22 protein-coding genes and 1 riboswitch are annotated in these 23840 nt (G+C 61.8%); of the genes, 7 read left to right on the forward strand and 15 right to left on the reverse strand.

The annotated features are described in order from the left end of the window. The gene (locus GQF02_RS03980; RefSeq protein ID WP_220789324.1) at positions 1–381 is read left to right on the forward strand and encodes a hypothetical protein; all 381 of its coding nucleotides are present in this window, start codon (positions 1–3) and stop codon (positions 379–381) included. Between the two features lie 52 nt (positions 382–433). Here GQF02_RS03980 and GQF02_RS03985 read toward each other — a convergent pair whose 3' ends face one another. The 3 genes from GQF02_RS03985 to GQF02_RS03995 all read right to left on the reverse strand — a co-directional run bounded on the left by GQF02_RS03985 (position 434) and on the right by GQF02_RS03995 (position 3793). After that, a complete protein-coding gene (locus GQF02_RS03985) occupies positions 434–1336 on the reverse strand; it encodes a LysR family transcriptional regulator (RefSeq protein WP_220789325.1) in 903 nt (300 codons plus the stop codon). A gap of 47 nt (positions 1337–1383) precedes the next feature. Next, positions 1384–2370: a zinc-binding dehydrogenase gene (locus GQF02_RS03990; protein ID WP_220789326.1), complete on the reverse strand. Its 987-nt coding sequence runs from the start codon at positions 2368–2370 to the stop codon at positions 1384–1386. A gap of 217 nt (positions 2371–2587) precedes the next feature. Next, positions 2588–3793: an MFS transporter gene (locus GQF02_RS03995; RefSeq protein ID WP_160795031.1), complete on the reverse strand. Its 1206-nt coding sequence runs from the start codon at positions 3791–3793 to the stop codon at positions 2588–2590. Between the two features lie 116 nt (positions 3794–3909). Between GQF02_RS03995 and GQF02_RS04000 the strand changes: the two genes are divergently transcribed. Further along, a complete protein-coding gene (locus GQF02_RS04000; protein ID WP_160795033.1) occupies positions 3910–4803 on the forward strand; it encodes a LysR family transcriptional regulator in 894 nt (297 codons plus the stop codon). Between the two features lie 212 nt (positions 4804–5015). On the opposite strand, the gene GQF02_RS04005 is transcribed toward GQF02_RS04000, so the two are convergent. The 7 genes from GQF02_RS04005 to GQF02_RS04035 form a co-directional block, all read right to left on the reverse strand. Further along, complete coding sequence (locus GQF02_RS04005) at positions 5016–5717, reverse strand: creatininase family protein (RefSeq protein ID WP_160795035.1); 702 nt, start codon at positions 5715–5717, stop codon at positions 5016–5018. 2 nt (positions 5718–5719) lie between these two features. Beyond that, the gene (locus GQF02_RS04010) at positions 5720–6676 is read right to left on the reverse strand and encodes an isoaspartyl peptidase/L-asparaginase family protein (protein ID WP_160795037.1); all 957 of its coding nucleotides are present in this window, start codon (positions 6674–6676) and stop codon (positions 5720–5722) included. 71 nt (positions 6677–6747) lie between these two features. After that, the gene (locus GQF02_RS04015; protein ID WP_160795039.1) at positions 6748–8235 is read right to left on the reverse strand and encodes a sodium:solute symporter family protein; all 1488 of its coding nucleotides are present in this window, start codon (positions 8233–8235) and stop codon (positions 6748–6750) included. Further along, complete coding sequence (locus GQF02_RS04020) at positions 8232–8486, reverse strand: hypothetical protein (RefSeq protein WP_160795041.1); 255 nt, start codon at positions 8484–8486, stop codon at positions 8232–8234. Before GQF02_RS04020 ends, GQF02_RS04015 begins: the two co-directional genes overlap by 4 nt. 393 nt (positions 8487–8879) lie before the next feature. Next, positions 8880–10166: a serine--tRNA ligase gene (serS, locus tag GQF02_RS04025; RefSeq protein ID WP_160795043.1), complete on the reverse strand. Its 1287-nt coding sequence runs from the start codon at positions 10164–10166 to the stop codon at positions 8880–8882. Positions 10167–10169: 3 nt separating this feature from the next. Continuing rightward, entirely contained in the window at positions 10170–11483 is a 1314-nt protein-coding gene (locus GQF02_RS04030) for a replication-associated recombination protein A (RefSeq protein WP_160795045.1), read from the reverse strand. Positions 11484–11581: 98 nt separating this feature from the next. Next, positions 11582–13111, reverse strand: coding sequence for an amino acid permease (locus tag GQF02_RS04035; RefSeq protein WP_220789327.1), 1530 nt, complete (start codon positions 13109–13111; stop codon positions 11582–11584). A gap of 240 nt (positions 13112–13351) precedes the next feature. Then, positions 13352–13447, forward strand: a riboswitch (TPP riboswitch). Positions 13448–13496: 49 nt separating this feature from the next. On the opposite strand from GQF02_RS04035, the gene thiM reads away from it, so the two are divergent. The 5 genes from thiM (at position 13497) to GQF02_RS04060 (ending at position 18473) form a co-directional block, all read left to right on the forward strand. Further along, complete coding sequence (thiM, locus tag GQF02_RS04040) at positions 13497–14300, forward strand: hydroxyethylthiazole kinase (protein WP_160795047.1); 804 nt, start codon at positions 13497–13499, stop codon at positions 14298–14300. Beyond that, positions 14297–14932, forward strand: coding sequence for a thiamine phosphate synthase (gene thiE, locus GQF02_RS04045; RefSeq protein ID WP_220789328.1), 636 nt, complete (start codon positions 14297–14299; stop codon positions 14930–14932). Before thiM ends, thiE begins: the two co-directional genes overlap by 4 nt. Continuing rightward, the gene (thiD, locus tag GQF02_RS04050) at positions 14929–15729 is read left to right on the forward strand and encodes a bifunctional hydroxymethylpyrimidine kinase/phosphomethylpyrimidine kinase (protein WP_220789329.1); all 801 of its coding nucleotides are present in this window, start codon (positions 14929–14931) and stop codon (positions 15727–15729) included. The genes thiE and thiD overlap by 4 nt, the downstream gene beginning before the upstream one ends. A 99-nt stretch (positions 15730–15828) precedes the next feature. Then, a complete protein-coding gene (locus GQF02_RS04055; protein ID WP_160795051.1) occupies positions 15829–17301 on the forward strand; it encodes a DUF2252 domain-containing protein in 1473 nt (490 codons plus the stop codon). A gap of 89 nt (positions 17302–17390) precedes the next feature. Beyond that, a complete protein-coding gene (locus GQF02_RS04060; RefSeq protein ID WP_160795053.1) occupies positions 17391–18473 on the forward strand; it encodes a phospholipase A in 1083 nt (360 codons plus the stop codon). On the opposite strand, the gene GQF02_RS04065 is transcribed toward GQF02_RS04060, so the two are convergent. From GQF02_RS04065 to nrdD, 5 genes are all read right to left on the reverse strand, one after another. Continuing rightward, a complete protein-coding gene (locus GQF02_RS04065; protein ID WP_124736033.1) occupies positions 18474–18899 on the reverse strand; it encodes a DUF2511 domain-containing protein in 426 nt (141 codons plus the stop codon). Positions 18900–18925: 26 nt separating this feature from the next. Continuing rightward, positions 18926–19567, reverse strand: coding sequence for a LexA family protein (locus GQF02_RS04070; protein WP_235930049.1), 642 nt, complete (start codon positions 19565–19567; stop codon positions 18926–18928). Positions 19568–19765: 198 nt separating this feature from the next. Continuing rightward, complete coding sequence (locus GQF02_RS04075) at positions 19766–20209, reverse strand: ProQ/FINO family protein (protein ID WP_124736032.1); 444 nt, start codon at positions 20207–20209, stop codon at positions 19766–19768. 586 nt (positions 20210–20795) lie between these two features. Further along, positions 20796–21263: an anaerobic ribonucleoside-triphosphate reductase activating protein gene (gene nrdG, locus GQF02_RS04080; protein ID WP_160795055.1), complete on the reverse strand. Its 468-nt coding sequence runs from the start codon at positions 21261–21263 to the stop codon at positions 20796–20798. A gap of 8 nt (positions 21264–21271) precedes the next feature. Next, positions 21272–23398, reverse strand: coding sequence for an anaerobic ribonucleoside-triphosphate reductase (gene nrdD / locus GQF02_RS04085; protein WP_160795057.1), 2127 nt, complete (start codon positions 23396–23398; stop codon positions 21272–21274). Between the last annotated feature and the right edge of the window lie 442 nt (positions 23399–23840).

A 23840-nucleotide genomic window follows, 5' to 3' on the forward strand; every position in this document is an offset into this window, starting at 1 on the left:
ATGATCGAAGCGCTGCTGGAGCGATGGTTACAACAAGAGAGGATGGAATTCGAGCAGCGTGCCGGTGATGCCCCGACCTTGCGAGATCGCGTCCGCGCCCATATCCAGACCGTGCTGGCACCGGCAGAGGACACGAACAGTCGCTTGGCTGCGTCTCTCGCAGCACTGGCAAGCACCAACAGCAGGATGGAAGGGGTCATGCAGTGGTACGCGGACCGCATGGGTGACTTTTCGGCAAAGACCGACGAGGAAAGGCATCTGCGTATGCTCTTTCTGGCGGCTGAAGGCGCTTTTTTTGTCCGCTATCTGGCCAAGGTCCCGATCAGCGCCGAACGGTGGCAGGAGATTGCCCAGGACTTACAGGGCTTCGCACAAAAATAGGACTCAGTTGTAGAGCCCAAGGCTAACAGCCCTGTATAAATAGCGGCAGGTCTTACAACACGCGCCCTTGCACTGCCGTCAGATGCGCGCGCATCTGCGCCAGTGCGTGCGATGCGGCCGCACTCAGCGGCCACTCGCGCCGGGTGACCAGCCATAAGGTGTCGACCACCGGTGGATCTTGCTCAACGATATAAAGTTCGGACGGACGGCCGAACGCGCTGACCGCGAATTGCGGCAGCACGGTAAAGCCGAGTCCGCGGGCAACCGGCTCGAGGATCAGGCCGATCTGGTTGACGAAGCCGCGCTCGGAGAGCATCGATACCCGCTGTCCCTGGTAGCAGCGGCCGAGCAGGCGTGCGGCCATGTCGGCGCCGTCCGGGTGGCCGATCATCCCCAGATGCATCAGCGCATCCCAGTCGGGCTTGGGGTGGCCGGCCGGCAACACCAGCCGCAGTGCCTCGTCGACGAACTCGCTCGCCTCAAGCCGCGTGTCGTCCGGCGGCCGCGTAGACAGGCCGAACTCGATCTGCCCGTCCAGCAGCAAGGCCGGGATCTGCGCACTGGGCGCGAAACGGTGGCTGATCTGCAAACCCGGGTGGAGCGCTTGCAAATCGAGCAGGCAAGGGTAGAGCGCCAGCCCGATGCTGCCGGGGGTGGCCAGCGATATCTTGCCGCGGGTAGGGTCGTCGTCGGTCAGACGCGCGTGCAGGCGGGCAGTTGCCGCCGTCACCTCCTGCGCGTACGCGAGCAGCAGCCGCCCCTGTGGCGTCAGCTCGATCTGGCGGCGCTCGCGCAGCAGCAAACGCCCGTAGCCGTCCTCCAGGTGGCGGATATGCTGGCTGACCGCCGCTTGCGTCAGATCAAGCTGCTCGGCCGCACGCGTGAAACTGCCGGTCGCCACCACGGCCAGCAAGGAGCGCAGCCACAAGGGGTTGATCAGCTCGAACTCTGCCACGGTCTTATCTCCTCAAAAGTCCATATATCGACGAGCTGGCGTCATGCTCAGCCCTGCGCCATTACCAGCACCGGCCGTGCTGCCATTTGTCCGTCCTTTATCGCCTGCAGTGCTTCGGGCAGCGCGTCAAAGGGCAACGCCTCCAGAGGCACGCCCTGCAGGCGCTGCTGCGCGACGTCCTCCAGCAGCGCTTCACCGGTTGCCATCAGCGCGGCGCGGGCGGCAGCATGCGCGTGTTCGTGCACGCTGTTCAGGGCCACCTCGTGCAGCGAGAGTGCGCTCGTGAACGCAGGCAGCGGCGGCACTTCCTGCCGATCCTGGATGCAGACCAGGTGTCCATTGTAAGCGATCAGCGGCGCAAGCCTCGCCGCCTCAGTACCGCTCGCGCTGTCGATCACCGCGTAAAACGGCGTGCCCGTTTGCTGTAGTTGCGCGCGCCAGTTTGGCGATCGCTCATCCACGCAGTGATGGGCACCGAGGCTGGCCAGACGGTGGTGGTGGCGGTCGCTGGTGGCAGCCCATACCTCAAAGCCGGCTCGGGCGAGCAGTTGGACGAGCAGTGTGCCGACGGCACCGCCGGCGCGGGTCACCAGCACTGGCGCGCCTGCTGCCGGCGGCAGCTTGGCGATTGCCTGGCTCGCGGTCAGCGCCGGGCAAGGCAAGCTGGCGGCCGTGGCAAAATCGAGCCCGTCGGGCACGCGCATCACCATGTTGGCGGCCAGCACGCTATGGCTGGCAAAGCTGCCATCACGGAACAGGCTCTGATAGTAGGCGACGCGACTGCCCACCGGTAGCGCGACACCCGCGCCGGTGGCGATCACCACGCCCGCGCCGTCGACGCCGGGGATATGACCGTCCTGCCAGCGCGGGTGGCCCCAGTCGATGAACTTCCAGTCGACCGGGTTGAGGCCGACCGCATGGTTTTCGATCAGTACTTCGCCCGCTTGCGGCTGTGGCCGCTCCAGGTGGCGCAGGATCAGGTCGGTCGGCTGACCCGGCTGTGTCCAGGTCCAGGCTTGCATACAGTTTTGCATGATGTGTCTCCCTAGTGCAGGGCAGCGGCGTTCAGTCGCTGCGAATGTCGCCATTGTCCCCGCCCGGTGACGGCAGAAAAAGCAGGTGCCGGGCAAGAAGCTATTGTCGTGGCAGCAATAATCGCCAGACGGCAGTGCCGTATGTCCCGGCCGGGCGCGGCATAAAAAGGCCTCCGCCAATTGGCGGAGGCTGGTCTGGCCTATTCAGACTTATTGATTAATGCGCACTGACGGCGTGGGCCGGTTTGGCCAGCGGGTCAATGCCGGCTTTTTTGTCGAGATGGCCTGCCAAGGTGGTCAGCCCCAGCGAAGCAAGAACGATCAGCGCGCCGATCCACGGTGTGGCCAGCAGGCCCAGGGTGCTGACAATGATGCCGCCAATCCAGGCGCCCAGCGCGATGCCGACGTTGAAGGCCGCGATATTGAGGCCGGAAGCGACGTCGATCGCTTGCGGTGCTTCACGCTCGGCTTGCTGTACCACATAGACCTGCAGGCCTGCCACGTTACCAAAGGCAACTGCGCCCCAGGCCAGTATGGTGGCCACCACCAGCGGGGTCGATGGTGCGGTAAAGGTCAGCGCCAGCAGCACCAGTGCCAACAGGGTGAAGATGATCTGCAGTGCGCGGATCGGGCCTTTCTTGTCGGCCAGTTTGCCGCCCCAGATATTGCCGAAGGCCACCGACACGCCGTACACCAGCATCACCAGCGTGATGCTGGAGGCACCCATCCCGGTCACCTGTTCGAGGATCGGAGCCAGATAGGTGAAGGCGGTGAACGAACCGCCGTAGCCCAGCGCGGTCATCGCGTAAACCAGCAGCAGGCGGGGTTTCTTCAGTACGGCCATCTGGGTCAGGATAGACGCAGGTTCAGGCTGCGCGATGTTTTTGGGCACTAGCAACAGGCTGCCGACAAAGGCGACCACACCCAGCAGCGCCACGGCGAGGAAAGTCGCCTGCCAGCCAAAGCTCTGGCCGATCCACGTTCCCAGCGGCACACCGGTCACCAGCGCGACCGTGAGGCCGGTAAACATGATGGCAATGGCACTGGCTGCCTTCTCCTTGGGCACCAGGCTGGTGGCGATGGTCGAGCCGATCGAGAAGAACACGCCGTGTGCGAGGCCGGTCAGCACGCGGGCGGCCATCAGGGCCTCGTAACCCGGCGCCATCCAGGCCACCAGATTGCCGACGGTAAACAGCGCCATCAGCCCCAGCAGCAACTGCTTGCGCGGTACGCGCCCGGTCAGTGCGGTGAGTACCGGCGCGCCGACGGCCACGCCCAGCGCGTACAGGCTGACCAGAAGGCCGGCCGACGGCACGGAAACGCCCAGGCTCTGGGCAATGGTCGGGATCAACCCGACGATCACGAATTCGGTAGTGCCGATGGCAAAGGCGCTGAGGGTCAGCGCCCACAAGGCGAGTGGCATGATGAGCTCCTTTGATGGTGGGGGGATATCTCCCGTGACAGGCTGCGCATTGTGGGCACTTGCCAGCGGCAGATAAATAGGCTGTACTGGCAAATACTTGTGAGCTGGAGTCAATAATGTTGAATGTCGATGCGCTGATTGCGTTTTGCACCGTCATTGATGCAGGCTCGTTCTCGGCAGCGGCCGAACGCCTTGGCCAGACGCCATCCGGCATCAGCCGCACCATCTCGCGACTGGAGAGCCAGCTGGGCATCAGCCTGATCACCCGCACCACGCGCCGGCTCGACCTGACCGAAGAAGGGCGCTGGCTGCTGGAGCGCGCCCGCTCCATCCTTGCCGAGCTCGCCGCAACCGAGGCCCAACTGGCAAACAGCCGCGCCCAGCCCTCCGGCCTCGTCCGCGTCAACGCGGCGACGCCGGTTCTGGTCCATCTTGTCGCGCCGCTGGTGGCTGGTTTTCTGGAGAGTACCCCGCAGGTGCAGCTGGAACTGAATCATGGGGAAACCGTCGTCGATCTGATCGAAGAGCGTGCCGACGTGGCGATCCGGCTGGGGACGCTCTCGGACTCGACCCTCAACGCACGCAGACTGGGCGAAACACCGCAGCGGCTGGTCGCTGCGCCCGCCTATCTGGCGCGCTGCGGGACGCCCGCCAGCGTCGAGGCGCTCGGTGTGCACCGCTTGCTGGGGTTCACCCAGCCGGCCTCGCTCAACCTGTGGCCGCTTGGGCACGCCGGTGGCGACGGCTGGCCGGCCCGGCCGTCGCTGGCGGCCTCCAGCGGGGAGACGCTGTACCGCCTGGCGCTCGAGGGCGTCGGCATTGCCTGCCTGTCCGACTTTCTGGTTAAGGACGCGCTCGCCCAGGGGAAGTTATGCGAGGTATTAGCGCAGGCAAGGCTGCATTGGAGCTTGCCGGTGTGGGCTGTGTTTTACCGGCAAGGGGGGCTGGCGCCGCGTGTTGCTGCCTTTGTCGACTATCTGGCGCAGCATCTGCCCGCGCGGCTGGGCTGACGCCGCCACGCACCCGCGCCAAGGTGCCGCCGTGATCGTCGAAAGCCGTACCATTCAGCCCGTCGAGCAGACGATGGCCCAGCCGGAGACCCTGGCCGCCTGCGCTATGTACCAGTACATCGACCAGGCCCGGGTCAGCGGGGGCGGCACGCAGCGAGTAGGCACCCAGCGTCGCCCCCATGGCACTTGCGATCAGGATGGGGGGTGCTCTTTCATCGCCATGGCCCTTCGATTTGCGCGCGTGTCTCTTCGACCGCAATCGCCCACATCTTCAGCACATCTTCGTCCGGGCGCTGATAGGCCCCGCCGAAGTTGCCGTCACCGATATATTCACGCGCCAGTGCGGGGTTCAGTACCGCGTAGCGCGCAAAGTCGATCAGCGGCTTGACGCCGGCAGGCGGGTTCGCGCCGGCCACCCGGGTAAACGGCAGGTTTTCCATCCATGAAGCATGCGAGCTTTGCGGATCTATGCTTTTCACGCAGGCTAAGGTGCCGGGCGCATTCCACCAGTTGTGAAACTTCACCTGCACTTCGGGGTTGGCCGCCATCCATTCGGTCGCAAGCCCTGCTGCCGGCGAGTTGCCGCCGTGGCCGTTGACGATCACGATGCGGCGAAAGCCTTGGTTTGCCAGGCTGTCGAGCAGGTCGCGCACCAGCGAGAGATAGGTGGCGAGTTTCAGCGTGACCGTGCCGGGAAAGGCGCTGAAATAGGGCGCAATGCCGTAATTCACCACCGGAAACACCGGGATGCCCAGCGGTTCTGCCGCATCCAGCGCCACCTGTTCGGCCAGAAGTGCATCGGTCGCCAGGCTCAGGTAGGCATGCTGTTCGATGCTGCCCAGCGGCAAGATGCAGCGGTCGTCGTTTTGCAGATAGCTTTCCACCTGCATCCAGTTCATGTCGGCAATTTTCATCTTCAGCTTTCTGAGTCGCGGTAGATGGCGACTTCGATTTCGCCGCCGGCGACCAGTTGGCCGCGATACATGCCTTCGGTGTTGAAGGGCAGGGTGATATGGCCCTGGGCATCGATCACGATCAGCCCGCCCTGGCCACCCATTGTGCCCAACTCCGCCATGACGGCGGCGGCGGCGGTAGCGGCGTCTTCGTTCAGGTAACGCATGCGCGCGCTGATTTCGTGTGCGGCGCAGGCGCGCAGGAAGACTTCGCCGGTGCCGGTGCCGGAAATGGCTACCTTGTCGTCAGCCCAGGTGCCGGCGCCAATCACCGGACTGTCTCCGATCCGGCCCCAGCGTTTGTTGGTGAGTCCGCCGGTCGAAGTGGCCGCGGCCAGTTGTCCGAAGCGGTCCAGAGCGACGGCACCGACAGTGCCGAATTTTTTGTCGGCAAAAGCCAGCTTGTGCGCGCCATCATGGTCGAGCACGGCAGCGTTGCTGTCGCGTACGGCCAGCAATTGCTGGTAGCGCGCTTCGGTGTGGAAATATTCGGCGGGTGCAGTTTCCAGCCCGGCATCTTCGGCAAAGGCGCGAGCACCTGCGCCGGCAAGCATGACATGGTTGGATTTTTCCATGACGGCGCGTGCTGCCAGTACCGGGTTTTTGATGCCGGTGATCTGGCAGACTGCACCGGCGTCGCGTCCCTGACCGACCATGACCGCCGCATCCATCTCGTTATGCCCTTCATGGGTAAAGACGGCACCTCGTCCGGCATTGAATAAAGGGCTGTCTTCCATCACCGCGACGGCGGCACAGACCGCATCCAGTGCATGCTGGCCACTGGCCAGGCAGGCTTGGCCTGCGACCATGGCCAGATGCAGCGTTGTGCGGTATTCGGTTTCCTGTTCCGGCGTCATGGTGCTGCGGGTGAGGGTGCCTGCGCCGCCGTGGATGGCGAGTGCGAATTCTGGGCGTTGCATATATCTTCCTAATGTTTTGTTATGAGTCAGAAGCCCGCCAGGCCTGATGGCGCCGGCGGGCTGGGCTGTTGTCAGGCGAAGGCGAAATGGCGGTTCAGGACTTCACGCTTGACCGGCTGGGTCGCGAGGCTGACCACCACCATCAGCACCATGGTGGCCATCCAGCTGATGATCAGCGGATCGAAGCCCATGGTCAGATCCTTGCCCCACAGTGCCAGTGACACATAGATCACCTGACCTACGATGGCGGCACTAAAAGCTGCAGCGAGCGTCGCCCGTTTCCAGTACATGCCAAGGATGACCGGCGCGACCCAGATGCCGAGGCCGCCAAAGGAGAAGCGGATCAGCTCAAAGATAGAGGCAGGCTTGGTGATGCCGACGATGATGCCGGCCACGCCGATGGCCACGGTCACATAGCGCGACAGGCGGAAAATCTGCTCGTCGCTCGCCTTGGGGTTGATGCCGTGCTGGTAGATGTCGCGGGTGATGCCGCCGGTGGCGACCACCAGTAGTGCATCAATGGTCGACATGCCGGCCGAAACGATACCGGCGATCAGGATGGCGGCCAGATAAGGGTTGAGGTTTTGCTGCAGCAGTATCGGTACGATAAAGTCGGTTTCCTTGCCGGTCAGGCCCGGCAGGCTGACGATGCCCATCACACCCGACCATTCGATCAGCGTGGCGGAAACCAGCATGCCCAGCGTACCCAGAATCACCGCCTTATACATGGTGCGGTAGTCGCGCATGGCGTAGAACTTGGTGAACAGCGTCGGCTGGCCGATGGTGAAGAAGCTCCACATCACTATCATTGAGAAGTAGGCCGTCCACGGGTATTTTCCGGCGGCCCCGGGGTGGGCCAGATACTGCTCGCCCTTGGCCAAAAGCGCCGCGTTAATGTTTTCCAGTCCGCCGCCGGCCTGTACCGATACGACAAAGGTCACGACGGCGGTGACGACCATCAGGCCGCCTTGCAGCACGTCGGTCAGCATGGCGCCCTTCATGCCGCCTGTCATGCAGTAGAGGATCACCATGATGCCCATGCCGACCACGCCGACCCACTCGGGCAGGCCGGTAAAGGTATGCACAATCACGCCGGCGCCGACCGTCTGCGCGCCGATCATGCCTATCAGGAACACCACCATCATGCTGGCGTGCAGGATGCCCAGTTTGCGCGAGTCATAGCGGCTGGCCAGATAGTCGGTCATGGTCAACAGGCCATGCTGGTGCGACAGCTGCATCAGTTTGCGCCCTACCAGCAGTGCCGGAATGATCATGGAGAAGGCCAGGCCCGGCACCGAAATGGTCAGGCCGGCATAGCCGTTGGCGTAGGCGACTGCCGGCACGCCCATGAAGGTGCTCATCGAGTACTGGGTGGCGAAGTAGGCGATACCGCTGACGACGGCACCGGCTTTGCCCCCCATGACGAAGAAGTCCTGCAGTGACTTGGTGCTCTTGGCGGCATACCAGCCGATACCGCCGATAATGGCGAAGTAGACCAGCAGCGTCATGAAGAACGGCAGCGGCGTTGGCTGAATCAGTGCGGAAACCGGGGCGCTCATTGCTCGTCTCCTGTGCTGGCATCAAGGCTCTGGTATTCGGGGCGGGCCAGGCACTGGCGGGCAAAAATCACAACGGTAACCAGCACTACGAAGCCGTGGCCGATCCAGCCCCACAGGAACATCGGTACGCCCAAGGGGCCGGGCAGGTAGCTTTCGTTGTAATACCACGGCAGGGGCAACATGATCAGCCCGTACAGGGCCAGAATGATGGCGGTCCATCGTCGCTCGAAGGCGTTGCTTAGGCAGTGCATGGGTGTGGTCCTTTGTAGTGCGGCTTGCTAATAAATATTAACTTTTGCTTATATAAAATGCATTTTCAGTGCTTTTTTATTACTTCATAGGCGTGTAAATTCTGTATTGATAGAGATCAAAGGCTTTTTAATTTGGAAGGAAAGTCGCAGCCACTGCTGGGTAGCGTTGAATGGCGGCTATCTGCATGGCGCCAGATGGCTTGAGTGTGGCTTTGGTCGTGTGGGCGCGGCGGTGTCGGCAGGGTATGGCTGCTGCCTGGGGGGGACTGCGCAGTGAGGCGGGAGTGGGGGGGCGGTTGAATCAGAGGGGCTTGGGGTGCAATCAGCCGTCGGACAGACGACGCAAAAATGCCCGGCAGTGCCGGGCATCGAGGGTGTCACAATCCAGAGGCATCAGCCGCCGATTTTGTCCTTGCCACCCATGTACGGACGCAGCACTTCGGGGATGGTGACCGAGCCATCGGCATTCTGGTAGTTTTCCAGCACGGCAACCAGAGTGCGGCCAACGGCCAGACCCGAGCCGTTCAGGGTGTGTACCAGCTGGTTCTTGCCGTTTTCATCCTTGAAGCGCGTCATCATGCGGCGCGACTGGAAGGCTTCGCAGTTGGAGCAGCTGGAGATTTCGCGGTAAGTGTCCTGCGCCGGCAGCCATACTTCGATGTCGTAGGTCTTGGCCGCGCCAAAGCCCATGTCGCCGGTGCACAGCGTGATCACGCGGTACGGCAGGCCCAGCCCCTTGAGGATGTTCTCGGCGTGGCCGACCATTTCTTCCAGCGCGGCGTACGAGTCTTCCGGCTTTTCGATGCGTACCATTTCGACCTTGTCGAACTGGTGCTGGCGGATCAGGCCACGGGTGTCGCGGCCGTAAGAGCCCGCTTCTGAGCGGAAGCAAGGCGAGTGCGCGGTGAATTTCAGCGGCAACTCTTCAGCCTTGAGGATTTCGCCGCTCACGGTATTGGTCAGGGTGATTTCCGAGGTCGAGATCAGGTACTGGTCGACCGTGCCTTCTTCGCCGCCCTTGGTCACCTTGAACATGTCTTCGGCAAATTTCGGCAGCTGGCCGGTGCCCAAAAGGGCGCTGTCGTTGACGATGTACGGGGTGTAGTGCTCGAGATAACCATGCTCGCCGGTATGGGTGTTGAGCATGAATTGCGCCAGTGCGCGGTGCAGGCGGGCTATATCGCCCTTGAGCACGGTAAAGCGCGCGCCGGAGAGCTTGGCGCCGGTGTCAAAGTCCAGACCCAGCGGGGCGCCGACGTCGACGTGATCCTTGATCTCGAAGTCGAAGCTGCGCGGCGTGCCGACACGGCGTACTTCTACGTTGTCGTTTTCATCCTTGCCGGATGGCACCGACTCGTGCGGCAGGTTGGGGATGGACATCAGCCAGTTGTCCTGTTGCTTTTGTACCGCATCAAAGCCGGTTTCGGCATTTTTCAGCTCGTCGCCCAGACTGGCGACTTCGGCCATGATGGCGCTGACGTCTTCGCCATTGCGCTTGGCAATGCCGATTTGCTTGGAGGACGCATTGCGCTTGGCCTGCAGTTCCTGCATGCGGGTTTGCAGTGCCTTGCGTTCGGCTTCCAGGGCATTGAAAGCCTGCACGTCGAGTTGATAACCGCGGGCCGCCAGACGGGCGGCGACGTCGTCGATATTGCTGCGCAGAAGTTGGATGTCCAGCATGTGTCAGTCCTGTTTTTTTGCTTGATTGTCCAGCTCGCGCAAGAACGCGAGCTTTTCACCGATTTTTGTTTCCAGGCCGCGCGGCACCGGCTGGTACCAGTGCGGCTCTGCCATGCCATCGGGCAGGTAGTGTTCTCCTGCGGCGTAGGCGTCGGGCTCGTCATGGGCATAGCGATAGGCGTGCCCATAGCCCAAGTCCTGCATCAGGCGCGTAGGCGCATTGCGCAAGTGTACCGGTACGGCTTGCGACGCGTCCTGTTTTACAAAGGCTAGGGCGGCATTATACGCCTTGTAGCCGGCATTGCTCTTGGCGGCGATGGCCAAGTACAGGGTTGCTTGCGCTAGCGCAAGTTCTCCTTCCGGGCTGCCCAGCCTTTCATAGGTGGTGGCGGCATCGTTGGCGATCTGCATGGCGCGCGGGTCTGCCAGGCCGATATCTTCCCACGCCATGCGGATCAGGCGCCGCGCCAGATATTTGGGGTCGGCGCCGCCGTCCAGCATGCGCGTCAGCCAGTACAGTGCCGCATCCGGGTTGGAGCCGCGTACCGATTTGTGCAGGGCCGAGATCTGGTCGTAAAAAGCGTCGCCGCCCTTGTCAAAGCGCCGCGCATTCAGCGTCAGCACTTCGGCCAGAAAGTCGCAGCCTATCTGGGTGACCGCGCGCGCGCGCGCAGCGGTGCGGGTCTGCTCCAAAAGGTTAAGAAAGCGGCGCGCATCACCATCGGCGTAGCCTGAGAGCATGGTGATGGCCGCTTCGTCGAAAACCAGTCCGTCCAGTGCGCCCTGCGCCTTGGCGCGCTGGAACAGGGCGTGCAGCTCTGCCGTAGACAGCGACTCGAGCACATAGACTTGTGCGCGCGACAATAGCGCCCGGTTGACCTCGAACGAGGGGTTTTCCGTCGTGGCGCCGATAAAGGTCAGCAGTCCCGACTCGACAAAAGGCAGGAAGGCGTCCTGCTGGCTCTTGTTGAAACGGTGCACCTCGTCGACAAACAAGATGGTGCGCCGGCCCGAGCCCGATAGCGCCACATGGGCGCGCTCGACGGCTTCGCGTATGTCCTTGATGCCGGCAAATACCGCCGAGATCGGAATAAATTCGGCATCGAAGCTGGCTGCCAGAATGCGCGCCAGCGTAGTCTTGCCGACGCCGGGCGGCCCCCACAAGATCATCGAGTGCGGTGTCTTGGCGTCGATCGCCAGCCTGAGCGGCTTGTTGGGGCCAATCAGGTGCTGCTGGCCGATCACGTCGGCCAGTGTTGTCGGGCGCAGCATTTCGGCTAGCGGCTTTTCCGGTTCGCGGGCAAAAAGGTCGTTCACGAGAGATGGCCGCTGGTGTGGCGGCGGGGGAGGGTGGCCATGCGCGCTAGGCTAGCGTGCATGGCTGGCAAAGGCAATCGGCAGGGCACGCCTTCTTGTTAATTACGCCGGCCCGGGCCGTGTGCGGAGGGGGTGTCTATAGTCAGCGGTGCGCTATACGAGGCGGCTTCTTCGTCACTGACCTGCTGCCAGTGTGCTTTGCGCAAGGCGCTGAAAACAAAGGGCGGCAGCGCGGCCAGCACCAGCCCGCTGGCCAGCACCAGCATGTAGTGGCCGCTGGACAGCGGGAAGGTTTCACCGCTTGGCGGCAACAAACCCAGCAGCAGGGCCAGCAGCGATGACAGCATGCCAATGCCGGCCACCAAAGGCAGACGTGCCAGCGTGTAGCCGCGCGGGGTTGCCGGCTGGCTTTGGCGCAGGCGGATGGCGGCCATGAACATCAGCAGATAAATGACCAGATACATTTGTGCGGCCAGCGCGCTTAGCATCCAGAAGGCGGCGGACACGTCCGGCACCAGCACATAGATCAGCGATAACAGCGAAACCAGTGCCGCCAGCAGCAGCATCACATTGGCGGGCATATCGTGGCGGTTGGTCTGCTGCCACCATGGCGGCAGCAGCCCTGCCTTGCCGACATACTGGATTTCCTTGCAGGCGCCGGCAATCCAGGTCAGCACCCCGCCCAATACGCCGATGATGAGAAATAGCGCCATCACCGGCGTCAGATAGCCCACGCCCAGCGCATTGAAAAAATCGCTATAGGCCTGCATCACGCCGACCGTCAGGCTGATCTTGTCCGAGGGGACGACCAGAGCAATGGCCAGCGTCGGGGGAATAAAGATCAGCAGGATCAGGATCACCGACAAGATCAGCGAGCGCGGCATGTCGCGCTGGGGGTTGGGCAGGTTGCGGGCGTAGACGGCATTGATTTCTATGCCGGCATAGGCAAGGAAATTGCTGACAATCAGCACCAGACCCGACAGTTCACCATCGAAGCGTTGCCAGATGCTGGTGTGGGTTTTGCCATGGCCGGCCAGCACGCTTGAATCATGGCTGAAGACATGGGGCAGCAGCGCGTGCCAGTCTAGCGGGCTGGCCGAGGGCTGGCCGCGTAGCAGCCACAGCGCGCCCAGTACGATCAGCAAGAGTGCCGGCAACAAAGTGCCCAGCAACATGAAGAGCGACGACAGGCGGGCCAGTGCGCCGACGCCGCGTAGTGCCATCAGGGTGATGCTCCAGACCAGAAGCGTGATGACGCAGGCGGTGAAAACGCCATTACCGGCCAGGCGCGGATCGATCAGATAGGCCAGCGTGTCGGCGCCAAACGCCAGCACCACCGGCAGCAGCATGGCGACTTGCAGCCACAGATACCAAGCCGAAAAAAAGGCGGCGCGGTCGCCATAAGCCTGACGCACCCAGCCATAAATGCCGCCACGCCAAGTGGTGCCAAGCTCGGTGGTCACCAGCGCCGCCGGCAGGAAAAACAGGAGTGCCGGCAGCAGGTAAAGCAGGATGGAGCCTAAACCGTAGATTGCCATCCCCGGCAGCGCCCGGATGCTGGCGACGGCGGCGACGATCATCAGCGCCAGTGTGACCCAGCTTATTTTTTCGGGAGATGTTTGCGCCATGGTGAATCCGGTGTATGCGTTAAGAATGCGCCACATGCATCACGCAGCACCATGGTTTAAATCATATACGCTGGGGCGCATTTTGCTGCTGATCGCCCGATTTTGCCTGTATGGCATGTCTTGCCGTGGATATTGGTGGCGCTCTCTATCCGGTCGTTCTGGCGACCCCGCAGGAGCAAGGCTGCCGTCGTATTGCATTGACGCGTACTGATCATGCTCAGCATAATCCGTCCTTCTTTTGAATGTGACTCGGGGTGCCGCGCCTGGCGTGGCTGAGAGAGACCCGCAGTACCTGATCTGGGTTATGCCAGCGTAGGGAGGTCACGATCAGGCCGGCGCTCGCCTGCCTGTCGTCTGCTTCTGCGGCATGGCCGGGGAGTAGCCTATGAATAGCTTGCCTTTTGACAGTCGCGCAGCGGCCGTCGCACTGGATGACCTGCGTGCGGCTACGCCGCTGGTGCATTGTCTGACCAATCAGGTCGTCGCCAATTTTACCGCCAATGTCTTGCTGGCCAGCGGCGCTGCGCCCGCCATGGTGGTTGCCCGCGAAGAAGTCGCTGAATTTGCCGCGCTGGCCTCGGCCTTGCTGGTCAATGTGGGCACACTGGATCGCACTCAGGCTGATGCCATGCGTCTGGCGGTCTTTGCCGCGCGCCGCGCCGGCACGCCCTGGGTGCTGGATCCGGTCGCGGTCGGGGCCTTGTCGTTCCGCCGCGATTTTTGCCATGAACTTTTGATGCAGAGCCCGGCGGCCATTCGTGGCAATGCCGCCGAAATCCGCGCGCTCGCCGGGGAAGCCGGACAGGGGCGCGGGGTAGACAGTCTGGATGCCAGTGAACAGGCGCTGGCATGTGCCGGTCAGCTGGCTCGCCAGTACGACACGCTGGTGATCGTGACCGGTGCGACCGACTATCTGTGTCTGGACGGGAATGTATTGGCCATCAGCGGCGGCGATGCGCGTTTGCAGCAAGTCACCGGTACCGGCTGTGCCTTGTCGGCGCTGGTGGCGGCCGCCTGCTCGCTTAAAGAGAGGCGTCTTGATGCCGCCGCTGCCGTGTGTGCGCTGATGAAGCTTGGCGGCGAACAGGCGGCACTTCACAGCCGGGGGCCGGGCAGTTTTGCCGTGGCCTTGCTTGATGCCCTGTCCACGATAGATGGTGCGATGCTGCATGCACGGTGGCCGGCATGAAGCTTGTCGATTACCGCGTGTATCTGGTGCTTGACCCCGATCTGTGTGGCGGTCTGGCCGGCATGCTAAGGGTGACGCAGGCGGCGCTGGCCGGAGGTGCTGGCGTCGTGCAACTGCGTGCGCCGCAGTGGAAAAAGCGCCAGTGGGTCGAGGCCGGCCTTGCCTTGTTGCCGCTATGCCGGGCTGCGGACGTGCCGCTGATTATCAATGACCATGTGGATGTTGCTCTGGCAGTGGGCGCCGATGGTGTGCATGTGGGGCAGCAGGATTTGCCGGTGGCGCTGGTGCGCCAGTTAATGGGGCCGGATGCGCTAGTTGGCTTGTCGGTCAGCGATGCTGCCGAGATGACGGCGCTTGAGGGTGGCGCGGTCGATTATCTGGGGGTGGGGCCGGTGTTTGCGACAACGAGCAAACCCGATGCTGCGCCTGCGCTGGGTCTGCCCGCCTTGAAGCATTTAATGCCGGGCCCCGGTGTGCCCTTGGTGGCCATTGGTGGCATCGCTCAGCACAACGCGGCTGACCTTATCGCCTGCGGTATCGATGGTCTGGCCGTTATCAGTGCCATTTGCGCGGCAGCCAACCCCGAGGCCGCAACCCGCGAGCTTGTTTCCCTGTTTGGAGTGAATGCATGATTCCCCGTGTTTTAACGATTGCCGGCTCGGACTGTAGCGGCGGAGCCGGCATACAGGCCGATTTGAAAACCTTTTCCGCACTCGGTGCCTACGGTATGAGTGCGATTACGGCGCTGACGGCGCAGAACACGCAGGGCGTGCAGGCAGTCAGCGCGGTAGCGCCGGATTTCGTGCGCGCGCAGTGCGAGTCGGTGTTCTCCGATATCCGCGTCGACGCGGTGAAGTGCGGCATGCTGGCCAACGCCGGCATTATTCATGCGGTCGCCGACGTGGTGGCACAGTGGCAGCCGGCGTTTTTCGTGCTCGACACGGTCATGATCGCCAAGGGCGGTCATGCCTTGCTCGCGCCCGACGCGGTCGGTGTGCTGCGCGAGCGCCTGCTGCCGCTGGCCTCCATTATCACGCCCAATCTGCCCGAGGCTGCCGCGCTGCTGGGTGAGGCTATGGCAAGCTCCGAGCACGAAATGCTGGATCAGGCCGACAGGCTGCTGCAGTTGGGCGCACAGGCGGTATTGATGAAGGGTGGCCATCTGGCCGGTACGGCCGAGAGCCCGGACTGGCTGGTGACGCCAGAGGGGCGGGTGCGTTTTGTCGCACCGCGCATGGCGACGCGCCACACCCATGGTACCGGCTGCACGCTCTCGGCTGCGCTATGTGCGCTACGACCACAGCGCGAGAGCTGGCAACAGGCTGTCGGCGACGCCAAAGTCTGGCTAGGTCATGCGCTGGCGGGTGCAGACCGGCTGCAACTGGGGCAGGGCATCGGGCCGGTGCATCATTTTCATGCCTGGTGGTAAGTCTTAGCATGCATTAAATGCCGTCGCGCGCGTGGCCTACAGTGAATGGGTGTTGTCCGTGGCGGCTTGCCGCCTTCATTCCTGATCGAGGGCCCAGTCATGACTCAGCGTGCGTCTGCGAAAAAAAGCGGCAAGTCCAAAAAATCTGCTCCGGCGACAGGTCATGGCGGATCTTATCGTACCCCTATCGATGCGGCTTATCTGAAAAAGCCGGCGCATCTGCGTACCCGCGAGGAGCGGCATGAGGCGGGGCGTGCGCTGCGGGTCAGTTGTCCGCGCGAGTCGCATACCGGCTTTACGCCGCGTACGGACCGCCCGGATCCGGTCGGGATCCTGATTGCCTCCGGTGAAGGGCGGGAGTCTGCGCTGCTGCCTATCCGTTACGGACGCATGCTGGCTTCGCCGTTTGCTTTTTATCGCGGTGCGGCTGCCATCATGGCGTCTGATCTCTCGGAAACGCCTGTGACCGGATTGGCTGTGCAGGCTTGCGGGGATTGCCATCTGATGAACTTCGGCGCCTTTGCGACCCCCGAGCGGCGCATCATTTTCGATATCAACGATTTTGACGAAACTTATCCTGCGCCATGGGAGTGGGATCTCAAGCGTCTGGCCGCCAGTTTCGTCATCGCCAGTCGTCACAATGGGCACAAGCTTTCCGATGGCCGGGCGGCGGCAGCTCAGGTCGTTAATTGCTATCGCGACAAATTGCGTGAGCTGGCGCAGATGTCGACCCTGGATGCCTGGTATGCCTATCTCGATTACGAGGAGCTGATCGCGCAGACCGAAGATGCCTCGCTCAGGCGCCGGCGCAAAAAAGTGCTGGAAAAGGCTATGGCGCATGATTCGGCGACCGAGTTTGTCAAGCTGGCGCATATGGACAAAGGCCAGCCGCGCATCAAGGATATGCCGCCTTTGATCTACCATCTCGATAATATGCGCGAGGCTGAGTTCGACGAGGTGGTGCGTGAAAACCTGCGGCGTTACCGCGAGTCGCTGCCTCCGGAGCGGCGGCAGCTGTTCGACCGCTACGAGCTGGCCGATATCGCAATCAAAGTGGTCGGCGTCGGTAGTGTGGGAACGCTGTGTGCGATTGCCCTGTTTTTTGCTGCCGAGGATGATGCGCTGTTTTTGCAGGTGAAGGAGGCGCGCGCTTCGGTGCTGGAGCCCTATGTCGATGTTGAACCTTTCGCCAGTAACGGCGAGCGGGTGGTGTTTGGCCAGCGCCTGATGCAGGCGGCGTCCGATGTGTTCCTCGGCCATCTGGTGGGGGTGCAGGGCCGGCAGATGTATGTCCGTCAGCTGCGTGACGTCAAGGTCAAGCCTATGGTGGAGATCTTTACCCCGGGCAATATGCTGGGTTTTGCCCGCAATACCGGTTGGGCGCTGGCGCGTGCTCATGCCCGCTCGGGTGATGCCGCCGTGATCGCAGGCTATATCGGCAAGGGGGACGTATTGGCCGATGCAATCGCCGGTTTTGCACTCGACTATGCCGCACAGAACGAACGCGATTTTGCTGCTTTGCGGGAGGCTGCCCGCTTGGGGCGTATCGATTTTATGTCCGAAGATATTTAGTTTATGTTTTTTGTGTGCCGATCAGCATGATTTTTGTATTTCAATTGCTATCCTGAATAATCGGAAATTTATCGTATTTAAAGGCGTGCATGAACATTCAGCCGTGGTGGGTTTTGCTGGCTTTGGCTGGGCATGGGGTGGCATGGGCTGGCGACGTAGCCGAGTGTCGGACGATTGCGGATGATCAGGGGCGGCTCGCCTGCTATGACCGGCTAAACGGGGTGATCCAGCCGGCAGGTACGGTGGCTGTGCCGGCATCAACCATGACCGCGCAGGCTTTACCGCTAGCGACGGCCGGCCATCCACTGGCGCAGCATGAGGATAGCTGGGGGGATGCGGAGGGGATGGGGGCGCAGACGCTGGCGCAGCGTTGGGAGCTGGAGCCGCAATACCAGGACGGCACCTTCCGCATTAAGCCTTATCAGCCCATGTATATCCTGCCCTTGTCGTGGCGTAAAAACACCAACAATGACCCGTGCTCTCCCAATCCGCTCAATTGCTCGCGCCGTGGCAGCCAGGATTACGACCGTCTGGAAACCAAGATCCAGCTGTCGCTCAAGACCAAACTATGGCAGGACATATTGGGTTCGGATGTGGATTTGTGGGGGGCGTATACCCAGCAAAGCTTCTGGCAGTCGTACGACAGCCGTAATTCGTCACCGTTTAGGGAATCCGACTACCAGCCCGAGCTCTGGGCCACTTTTCCGCTGAATACCGGGCCGGATTGGCTCAAGCTCAGGATGGTCAATCTGGGGGCCGTGCATCAGTCAAATGGCGAGACCGATCCGCTGTCGCGCTCATGGAATCGGTTATATGCGAGCTTCGGTCTGAGTTCGGGGGACTTGTCGGTGGTGATCAAACCGTGGTGGCGCATTCCGGAGAGTGCGAGCGGTGACAATAATCCGGATATCAGTGATTTTGTCGGCCGCATGGAGACGGTTGCCGTCTATCCCTGGCAGGGCAATGTGTTTTCGCTGACCTGGCGCAACAACCTCAAGTTTGGCAGCAGCACGCCCAACCGTTCGTTCTTCCAGTTCGAATGGGCATTCCCGATCTCGGGCAATCTGCATGGCTATGTGCAGGCCTTTAACGGCTGGGGCGATTCGCTACAGAATTACAATTTCCATAATCAGGGCATCGGGCTGGGGATCTCCCTGATTGAGTGGCGCTAATCAGGCCGGCTGGGGGCGGCACAGCTGTGCGCCGCGCTGGATCAATGGTGTCAGCGGCAAATTGACACCGCTGGCCATGTCTTCGTCGTATTTCCAGATGGCCAGAGGTGCGCGGTAGCCGCCTCCCAGCGCTTTGTCGTTCAGCGCATATTCGATGCCTTCCGCGCTCTTGAGTGTGATGGCACCATTGTCATGGCAGGCCAGATCGCCTCCGGACAGTGTGAGTGGCCATTCGCTGCCGTATTCCATTGCCGTCACGTGCTGCATGTCGTCCTTGGGCAGACCCGCAGCCAGCAGCAAGCCGGCGCTGAGCAGAAGGCTGGCGGCGACGATGGCCAGCCCGAGCTGGGTGCGGCGGCGTTGCGGCAGATCGTAACGCGCCTGGCGACGGGCAAGGCGGGCAGAATAAGACAGGCTGTAGGACATCGCATTTCCTTTCGTCCGGCTAGACTTCAGAATTGTTTGACGCAACTGGTAACCACACCCCAGATCAGTAACTCCTGACCCTCGTTCAGCTCTATAGGGGTATAACTGCTGTTTTCGGGTAGCAGCGCCAGGCGGCCATTGCGCCTGAACAGGCGCTTGACGGTCGGCTCGGCATCAATGGCCGCCAGTACGATATCGCCATGGCGGGCTTCGCGCTTGCGGTCCACCACCAGCAAGTCCCCCTCGGCAATGCCGGCTTCTATCATCGAGTCTCCCTTGACCCGCACCATAAAGCGCTCGCGTGCATCGTCCAGCAGCAGGCGGTTCAAATCGACCATATCGTCGATCTGGTCATCGGCAGGCGAGGGCAGTCCGGCGCGCACCCGGCTGGTGAATACCGGCACTTCGGCGGTCTGCGCCTGCGGGTTCGGCAGGAAAATCACGCCCGGATAGCGCATGGCCAGCTCGGCCGGTGACAGCATCTGTGCCAGACGGGCGGCCAGGCGGCGCTCGACAAAATTGATTACGGCCGGCTTGTCGCAGGCGGGAACGCGTATCTGCACCAGGGGCTCGTCGGTGCTGAAACGGCCGCTGCCTTTTTTGCGCCCGGCACCCATGCGTGCACCGCCATGCAGCGGGGGAGGGGTGATGTTGTCGTCGTTTTCCATGGCTTGAATATTGCACCAAAAATCAAGAAGTGACAAGTGCGTATGCCGGGACAGGCTAAAAATGGCAACAGGCAGGCGGGAAGAGCCGGGGCGGCAAGGCTTGCCGCTGGGTTTGGGACTGTCGCAAAAAACCAACGCCGCCGGCGAAAAAACGCGGGCGGCGTGGTGTGTGCTGCTTAAAGAGCGGAATAAAGCGCTTTATTCGGCCGCAGGTGGCGCAGCGTCTGTCGTGCTGTCTTCGGCTGGTTTGGCAGCCAGGGGCTTGGCAGTCTGGGCCGCCAGCTGGGCGCGTGCTTCTAAGTCTTCGCACTGTTTGTGGGCGGCGGCTTTTTCTTCGTCGCTGACCACGCCTGCGGGTTTGCCATCCAGTGCAAAGCGCTTGCCGCCACGGGCAACCGATTTCAGGTAGCGCGGTTTACGGCAGTGATTGGACAGCACGCGGCCGATCAGCTGGGCTTCGTACTGGGGCAGTGCCGCGCCCAGTGCCTCATGGATACCGATTGCCAGCGGCTTGAACTGCTTGAAAACCGGGTAGCTGGTGTAGAGGTGGCCGGCAATCATCTCGGTTTGCTTCTTCTTGCTAATGGATTGCACGGCAGCCTTCAGGGCTTCACCCAGTGCAGTTTCTTTGGTTTGAGCCATGGTGATGCTTGTTGCCTTTTGCTAGAAAATACGCCTGACGCCAGCAGCGCCAGCGACAGGGAAAGCGTCATTTTACACGTGATTGCCGCAGATGGCGCGACTTGTGTGTTTTCCCGCAGCTGTCTGATGGTGTGGCGGGGCGGTTGCTGCTGAGAACGACTTGGCTTTTTGCGACATCAAATGTCGATATCGTGTTATGGCTATTGTATCAAATATAGTGATTTGCTAATATTCATTTGCTTCATATGGTTTCTCCTTTGTTGTTTGCATTGTGTGCCTCGGGTTTTTCCCGGGGCATTTTTTTTGCCTGCCATTCTCGGCGTTGTTACTCGTCGATACGCCTCTTGTCCTGCCTTTGTGTATCCCATGGTGCGTTTATGGATGCTCGCCCAAATATTGCGCCTGTTTTTTCCTTGGCCAGACCTCATTGCTACTGATTGACGCTTTGTGACCCAATGGCGAGCGCGCGCACAAGCACGCAGCCCAAGGTGGCGAGCTGGTGATGGACATCTGTGAAGCGAAGGGGCAGGCGCTGGCTGCACCGCTGAAAAGCGTGGCCGCCATGACCGGATGCGGGCAGCACTATTTAGGCGCAGGCCGGTGCGGGCTGTTGTGCCAGACGGAACAGGCGCTGGTTATCCGAGCCGCGCCACGGTTTGGTCGTCGGCAGGTCTTGTTCATACTTGCCGTCGATCAGTACATCGATATAGCGCAACAGCGCCAGTGTACCGATGTCTTCATAGCGGTAGCCGGTCCACAGCCAGATATCCTTGTCCGGATAGCGCGCCTTGAAGGCGCGGCACAGTGATTCGATGGCGGCACGGTTGTGCGGATGCAGCGGATCGCCGCCGCTCAGGCTGAGCCCGTCGTGACTGGCGCACAAATCCAGCAGCTCGGCCTCGACTTCGGCGGTGAAGGGCTGTCCGGATTTGCGGTCCCAAGTGCTGCGGTTGTAGCAGCCGGCGCAGGCATGCAGACAACCGCTGACGAACAGGGTGACGCGTATGCCTTCGCCATTGACAAGATCGCAGCCGTAAAAGCGGGCGTAATGCATGCGGAGGCTCAGCCTTTGTGGTGCTTGACCCGGCGCATCACTTCTTTTTGCTTGCCGGCGTTGAACGGGCGCGCATTGGGGCTGCCCAGATAGCCGCAGACGCGGCGCGTGACCGAGAGCGAAGCGCTGTCGGTGTTGGCGCAGGCCGGGCAGCAAAAGCCGGTTTCGGTTGCCAGCGCCTCGCCCATAAAGCCGCAGGCACCACAGGAATCCACCGGTGTGTTGGTGCCGAAGTAGGGCACGCGCGCCAGCGCATAGTCCCAGATGCTTTCCAGCGCCTTGAGGTTGTGTTGCATATTCGGCAGCTCGACATAGCTGATATGGCCACCGCTGGCATGGCTGGCATAGCCGGCCTCGAAGTCCAGTTTCTCGAACGGATTAGCTTTGCGGTACACGTCCAGATGGAAGGAATTGGTGTAATAGCCCTTGTCGGTGATGCCGGCGATGTCGCCAAAACGTGCCTGGTCCAGTTTGCAGAAGCGGTGGCACAGCGACTCGCTCGGGGTGGAGTAAAGCGAGAAGGCATAGCCGGTTTCGCGGCTCCACACTTTGGTGGCGGCGCTCATGCGCGCGACGGTGTCGTGCAGGAACTGCCGACAGGCTTTGCTCTCCAGCGGGTGCTGGCCGAACAGCAGGCTGCCGACTTCGTGCAGGCCGATATAGCCCAGCGAGATCGAGGCGCGACCATGCTCGAACAAGGCCGTGATGTCGTCGTCGGGCTTGAGGCGCACGCCGAACGCGCCTTCGGTATACAGGATGGGCGCGACGCTGGCCTTGACGCCCTTGAGGCGGTCTATGCGCGTCATCAGCGCGCGCCGGCATAGTGTCAGGCGCTCGTCGAGCAGGGCGTTGAACAATGCCGTATCCCCCTTGGCCAGCAAGGCAATGCGCGGCAGGTTGAGGCTGACCACCCCCAGGTTGTTGCGCCCGTCCAGCACTTCCTCGCCGTCTTCATTTCTCCATGCCGACAAAAAGCTGCGGCAGCCCATGGGCGACACTGGCGCGCTGGAACCGGTGATCTGGCGGTTGAGCGCGGCCGAAATAATGTCCGGATACATGCGCTTGGACGCGCACTCCAGCGCCAGCTGCTTGATGTCGTAGTTCGGGTCCTGCGGCGCGAGGTTGATGCCGGCATCGATAAAGAACACCAGTTTGGGGAACACCGGTGTAATGCCGTCCTTGCCCAGACCCTTGATGCGGATGCGTAAAATGGCTTGCTGGATGATGCGTTCTTCCCAGCTGACACCCATACCGAAGGAGAAGGTAACGAAGGGCTGCTGGCCATTGGAGCTGAACAGGGTGTTGATTTCGTATTCGCACGCCTGCATGCCGTCGTAGGCTTCTTTTTCGGTGCGTTCGCGCGCATAGCTCTCCGGGTCCGGAATGCGGTATTGCGCAGCCAGTTCCAGGTTCTTGCGGTAGGTCTTGGCGACATACGGTGCCAGCGTCTGGTCGATATTGGGGATGGTGGTGCCGCCATACTGGTGGCTGGCGACCTGGGCGATGATCTGGGCGGTGACGGCACAAGCCACGCCTATGGATTTAGGGCTCTCGATCTTGGCATTGCCCAGACGGAAACCGTTGGCCAGCATGCCCTTGAGGTCGACCAGGCAGCAGTTGGTAAACGGCAGGAACGGCGCGTAATCCAGGTCGTGATAGTGCAGGTCGCCTTCGCGGTGCGCCTCCTGGATGTCCTTGGGCAAAAAGGCGCTGGCAAACTGCTTGGAGACGATGCCTGCCATCAGGTCGCGCATCACCGGGAACACATTGGCGTCCTTGTTGGCGTTTTCGGTGGTGACTTCCAGATCGGTCTTGTGTACCAGCCCCATCAGCTTGGCGTGCAGCTCCGAACCCTGCGCGCGGATAGTGTCGCGGTCATGGCGGTACTGGATATACACCCGCGCCACATCCGGTGCGGTCTGCATCAGCACATCTTCGACGCGCTGCTGGATGGCGGGAATGTCCAGCTCGCCCTCGTGTGCGCGGCATTGATCTTCTACCTGCCGTGCCGTGTCTTGTGCCAGCGCTTCGGCGTGCACATGGTGGACGGCTTGCGCTGCGCGCAGGCAGGCATTGGCGATTTTTGCGCTGTCATAGGCCACGATAGCGCCATCGCGCTTGATCACTTGCAACATTCGGGTGTGCTTTCATTGTGTCAGCCAGCAGCAGGCCAAGGGCGGCACTGGCGAAAATAGGGTGTGCGGGCGCGCGGTGTTGGTGCCGGGCCGGTATGGAATCGGGGCGTAATTTACGTCAATCCTTGGGGCCAGACAAGCCGTATTTCACTACCAATAGTGTGTTATGTCTATTGGGTAGCTAGATGTGGTGGTAATCCCCTGTCTGGATTGGGGTTTGTCGGTCAGCGGCGTATGGCCGGCATGGTTGCCGGTCGAATGTTAGGCGGGCAAGGGGGCGGGCAGACGATCCGCTGCATCCTGTATGGCGTCGGCCAGCAATTCACCGGCCAGAGAGCCGGCGTCGGCTCCCCGTACGCGCATTCAGTTCGTGCGTGAGTGCAATCGGGATCAGGGCCTTGAGATGCTTATGGCCGGGCAGTGAAGATCGCAACAAGCGCTG

It is taken from the genome of Craterilacuibacter sinensis (genome assembly GCF_009831765.1).
In the GTDB taxonomy this organism is placed as follows: Bacteria; Pseudomonadota; Gammaproteobacteria; order Burkholderiales; family Chromobacteriaceae; genus Craterilacuibacter; species Craterilacuibacter sinensis.

Excerpts from the sequence above, each read along its gene's own strand:
- GQF02_RS03980 (WP_220789324.1), top strand. The coding sequence starts at position 1 with ATGATCGAAGCGCTGCTGGAGCGATGGTTACAACAAGAGAGGATGGAA.
- GQF02_RS03990 (WP_220789326.1), bottom strand. The coding sequence starts at position 2,370 with ATGCAAAACTGTATGCAAGCCTGGACCTGGACACAGCCGGGTCAGCCG.
- GQF02_RS03995 (WP_160795031.1), bottom strand. The coding sequence starts at position 3,793 with ATGCCACTCGCCTTGTGGGCGCTGACCCTCAGCGCCTTTGCCATCGGC.
- GQF02_RS04000 (WP_160795033.1), top strand. The coding sequence starts at position 3,910 with ATGTTGAATGTCGATGCGCTGATTGCGTTTTGCACCGTCATTGATGCA.
- GQF02_RS04005 (WP_160795035.1), bottom strand. The coding sequence starts at position 5,717 with ATGAAAATTGCCGACATGAACTGGATGCAGGTGGAAAGCTATCTGCAA.
- GQF02_RS04010 (WP_160795037.1), bottom strand. The coding sequence starts at position 6,676 with ATGCAACGCCCAGAATTCGCACTCGCCATCCACGGCGGCGCAGGCACC.
- GQF02_RS04015 (WP_160795039.1), bottom strand. The coding sequence starts at position 8,235 with ATGAGCGCCCCGGTTTCCGCACTGATTCAGCCAACGCCGCTGCCGTTC.
- GQF02_RS04020 (WP_160795041.1), bottom strand. The coding sequence starts at position 8,486 with ATGCACTGCCTAAGCAACGCCTTCGAGCGACGATGGACCGCCATCATT.
- serS (WP_160795043.1), bottom strand. The coding sequence starts at position 10,166 with ATGCTGGACATCCAACTTCTGCGCAGCAATATCGACGACGTCGCCGCC.
- GQF02_RS04035 (WP_220789327.1), bottom strand. The coding sequence starts at position 13,111 with ATGGCGCAAACATCTCCCGAAAAAATAAGCTGGGTCACACTGGCGCTG.
- thiM (WP_160795047.1), top strand. The coding sequence starts at position 13,497 with ATGAATAGCTTGCCTTTTGACAGTCGCGCAGCGGCCGTCGCACTGGAT.
- thiE (WP_220789328.1), top strand. The coding sequence starts at position 14,297 with ATGAAGCTTGTCGATTACCGCGTGTATCTGGTGCTTGACCCCGATCTG.
- thiD (WP_220789329.1), top strand. The coding sequence starts at position 14,929 with ATGATTCCCCGTGTTTTAACGATTGCCGGCTCGGACTGTAGCGGCGGA.
- GQF02_RS04055 (WP_160795051.1), top strand. The coding sequence starts at position 15,829 with ATGACTCAGCGTGCGTCTGCGAAAAAAAGCGGCAAGTCCAAAAAATCT.
- GQF02_RS04060 (WP_160795053.1), top strand. The coding sequence starts at position 17,391 with ATGAACATTCAGCCGTGGTGGGTTTTGCTGGCTTTGGCTGGGCATGGG.
- GQF02_RS04065 (WP_124736033.1), bottom strand. The coding sequence starts at position 18,899 with ATGTCCTACAGCCTGTCTTATTCTGCCCGCCTTGCCCGTCGCCAGGCG.
- GQF02_RS04070 (WP_235930049.1), bottom strand. The coding sequence starts at position 19,567 with ATGGAAAACGACGACAACATCACCCCTCCCCCGCTGCATGGCGGTGCA.
- GQF02_RS04075 (WP_124736032.1), bottom strand. The coding sequence starts at position 20,209 with ATGGCTCAAACCAAAGAAACTGCACTGGGTGAAGCCCTGAAGGCTGCC.
- nrdG (WP_160795055.1), bottom strand. The coding sequence starts at position 21,263 with ATGCATTACGCCCGCTTTTACGGCTGCGATCTTGTCAATGGCGAAGGC.
- nrdD (WP_160795057.1), bottom strand. The coding sequence starts at position 23,398 with ATGTTGCAAGTGATCAAGCGCGATGGCGCTATCGTGGCCTATGACAGC.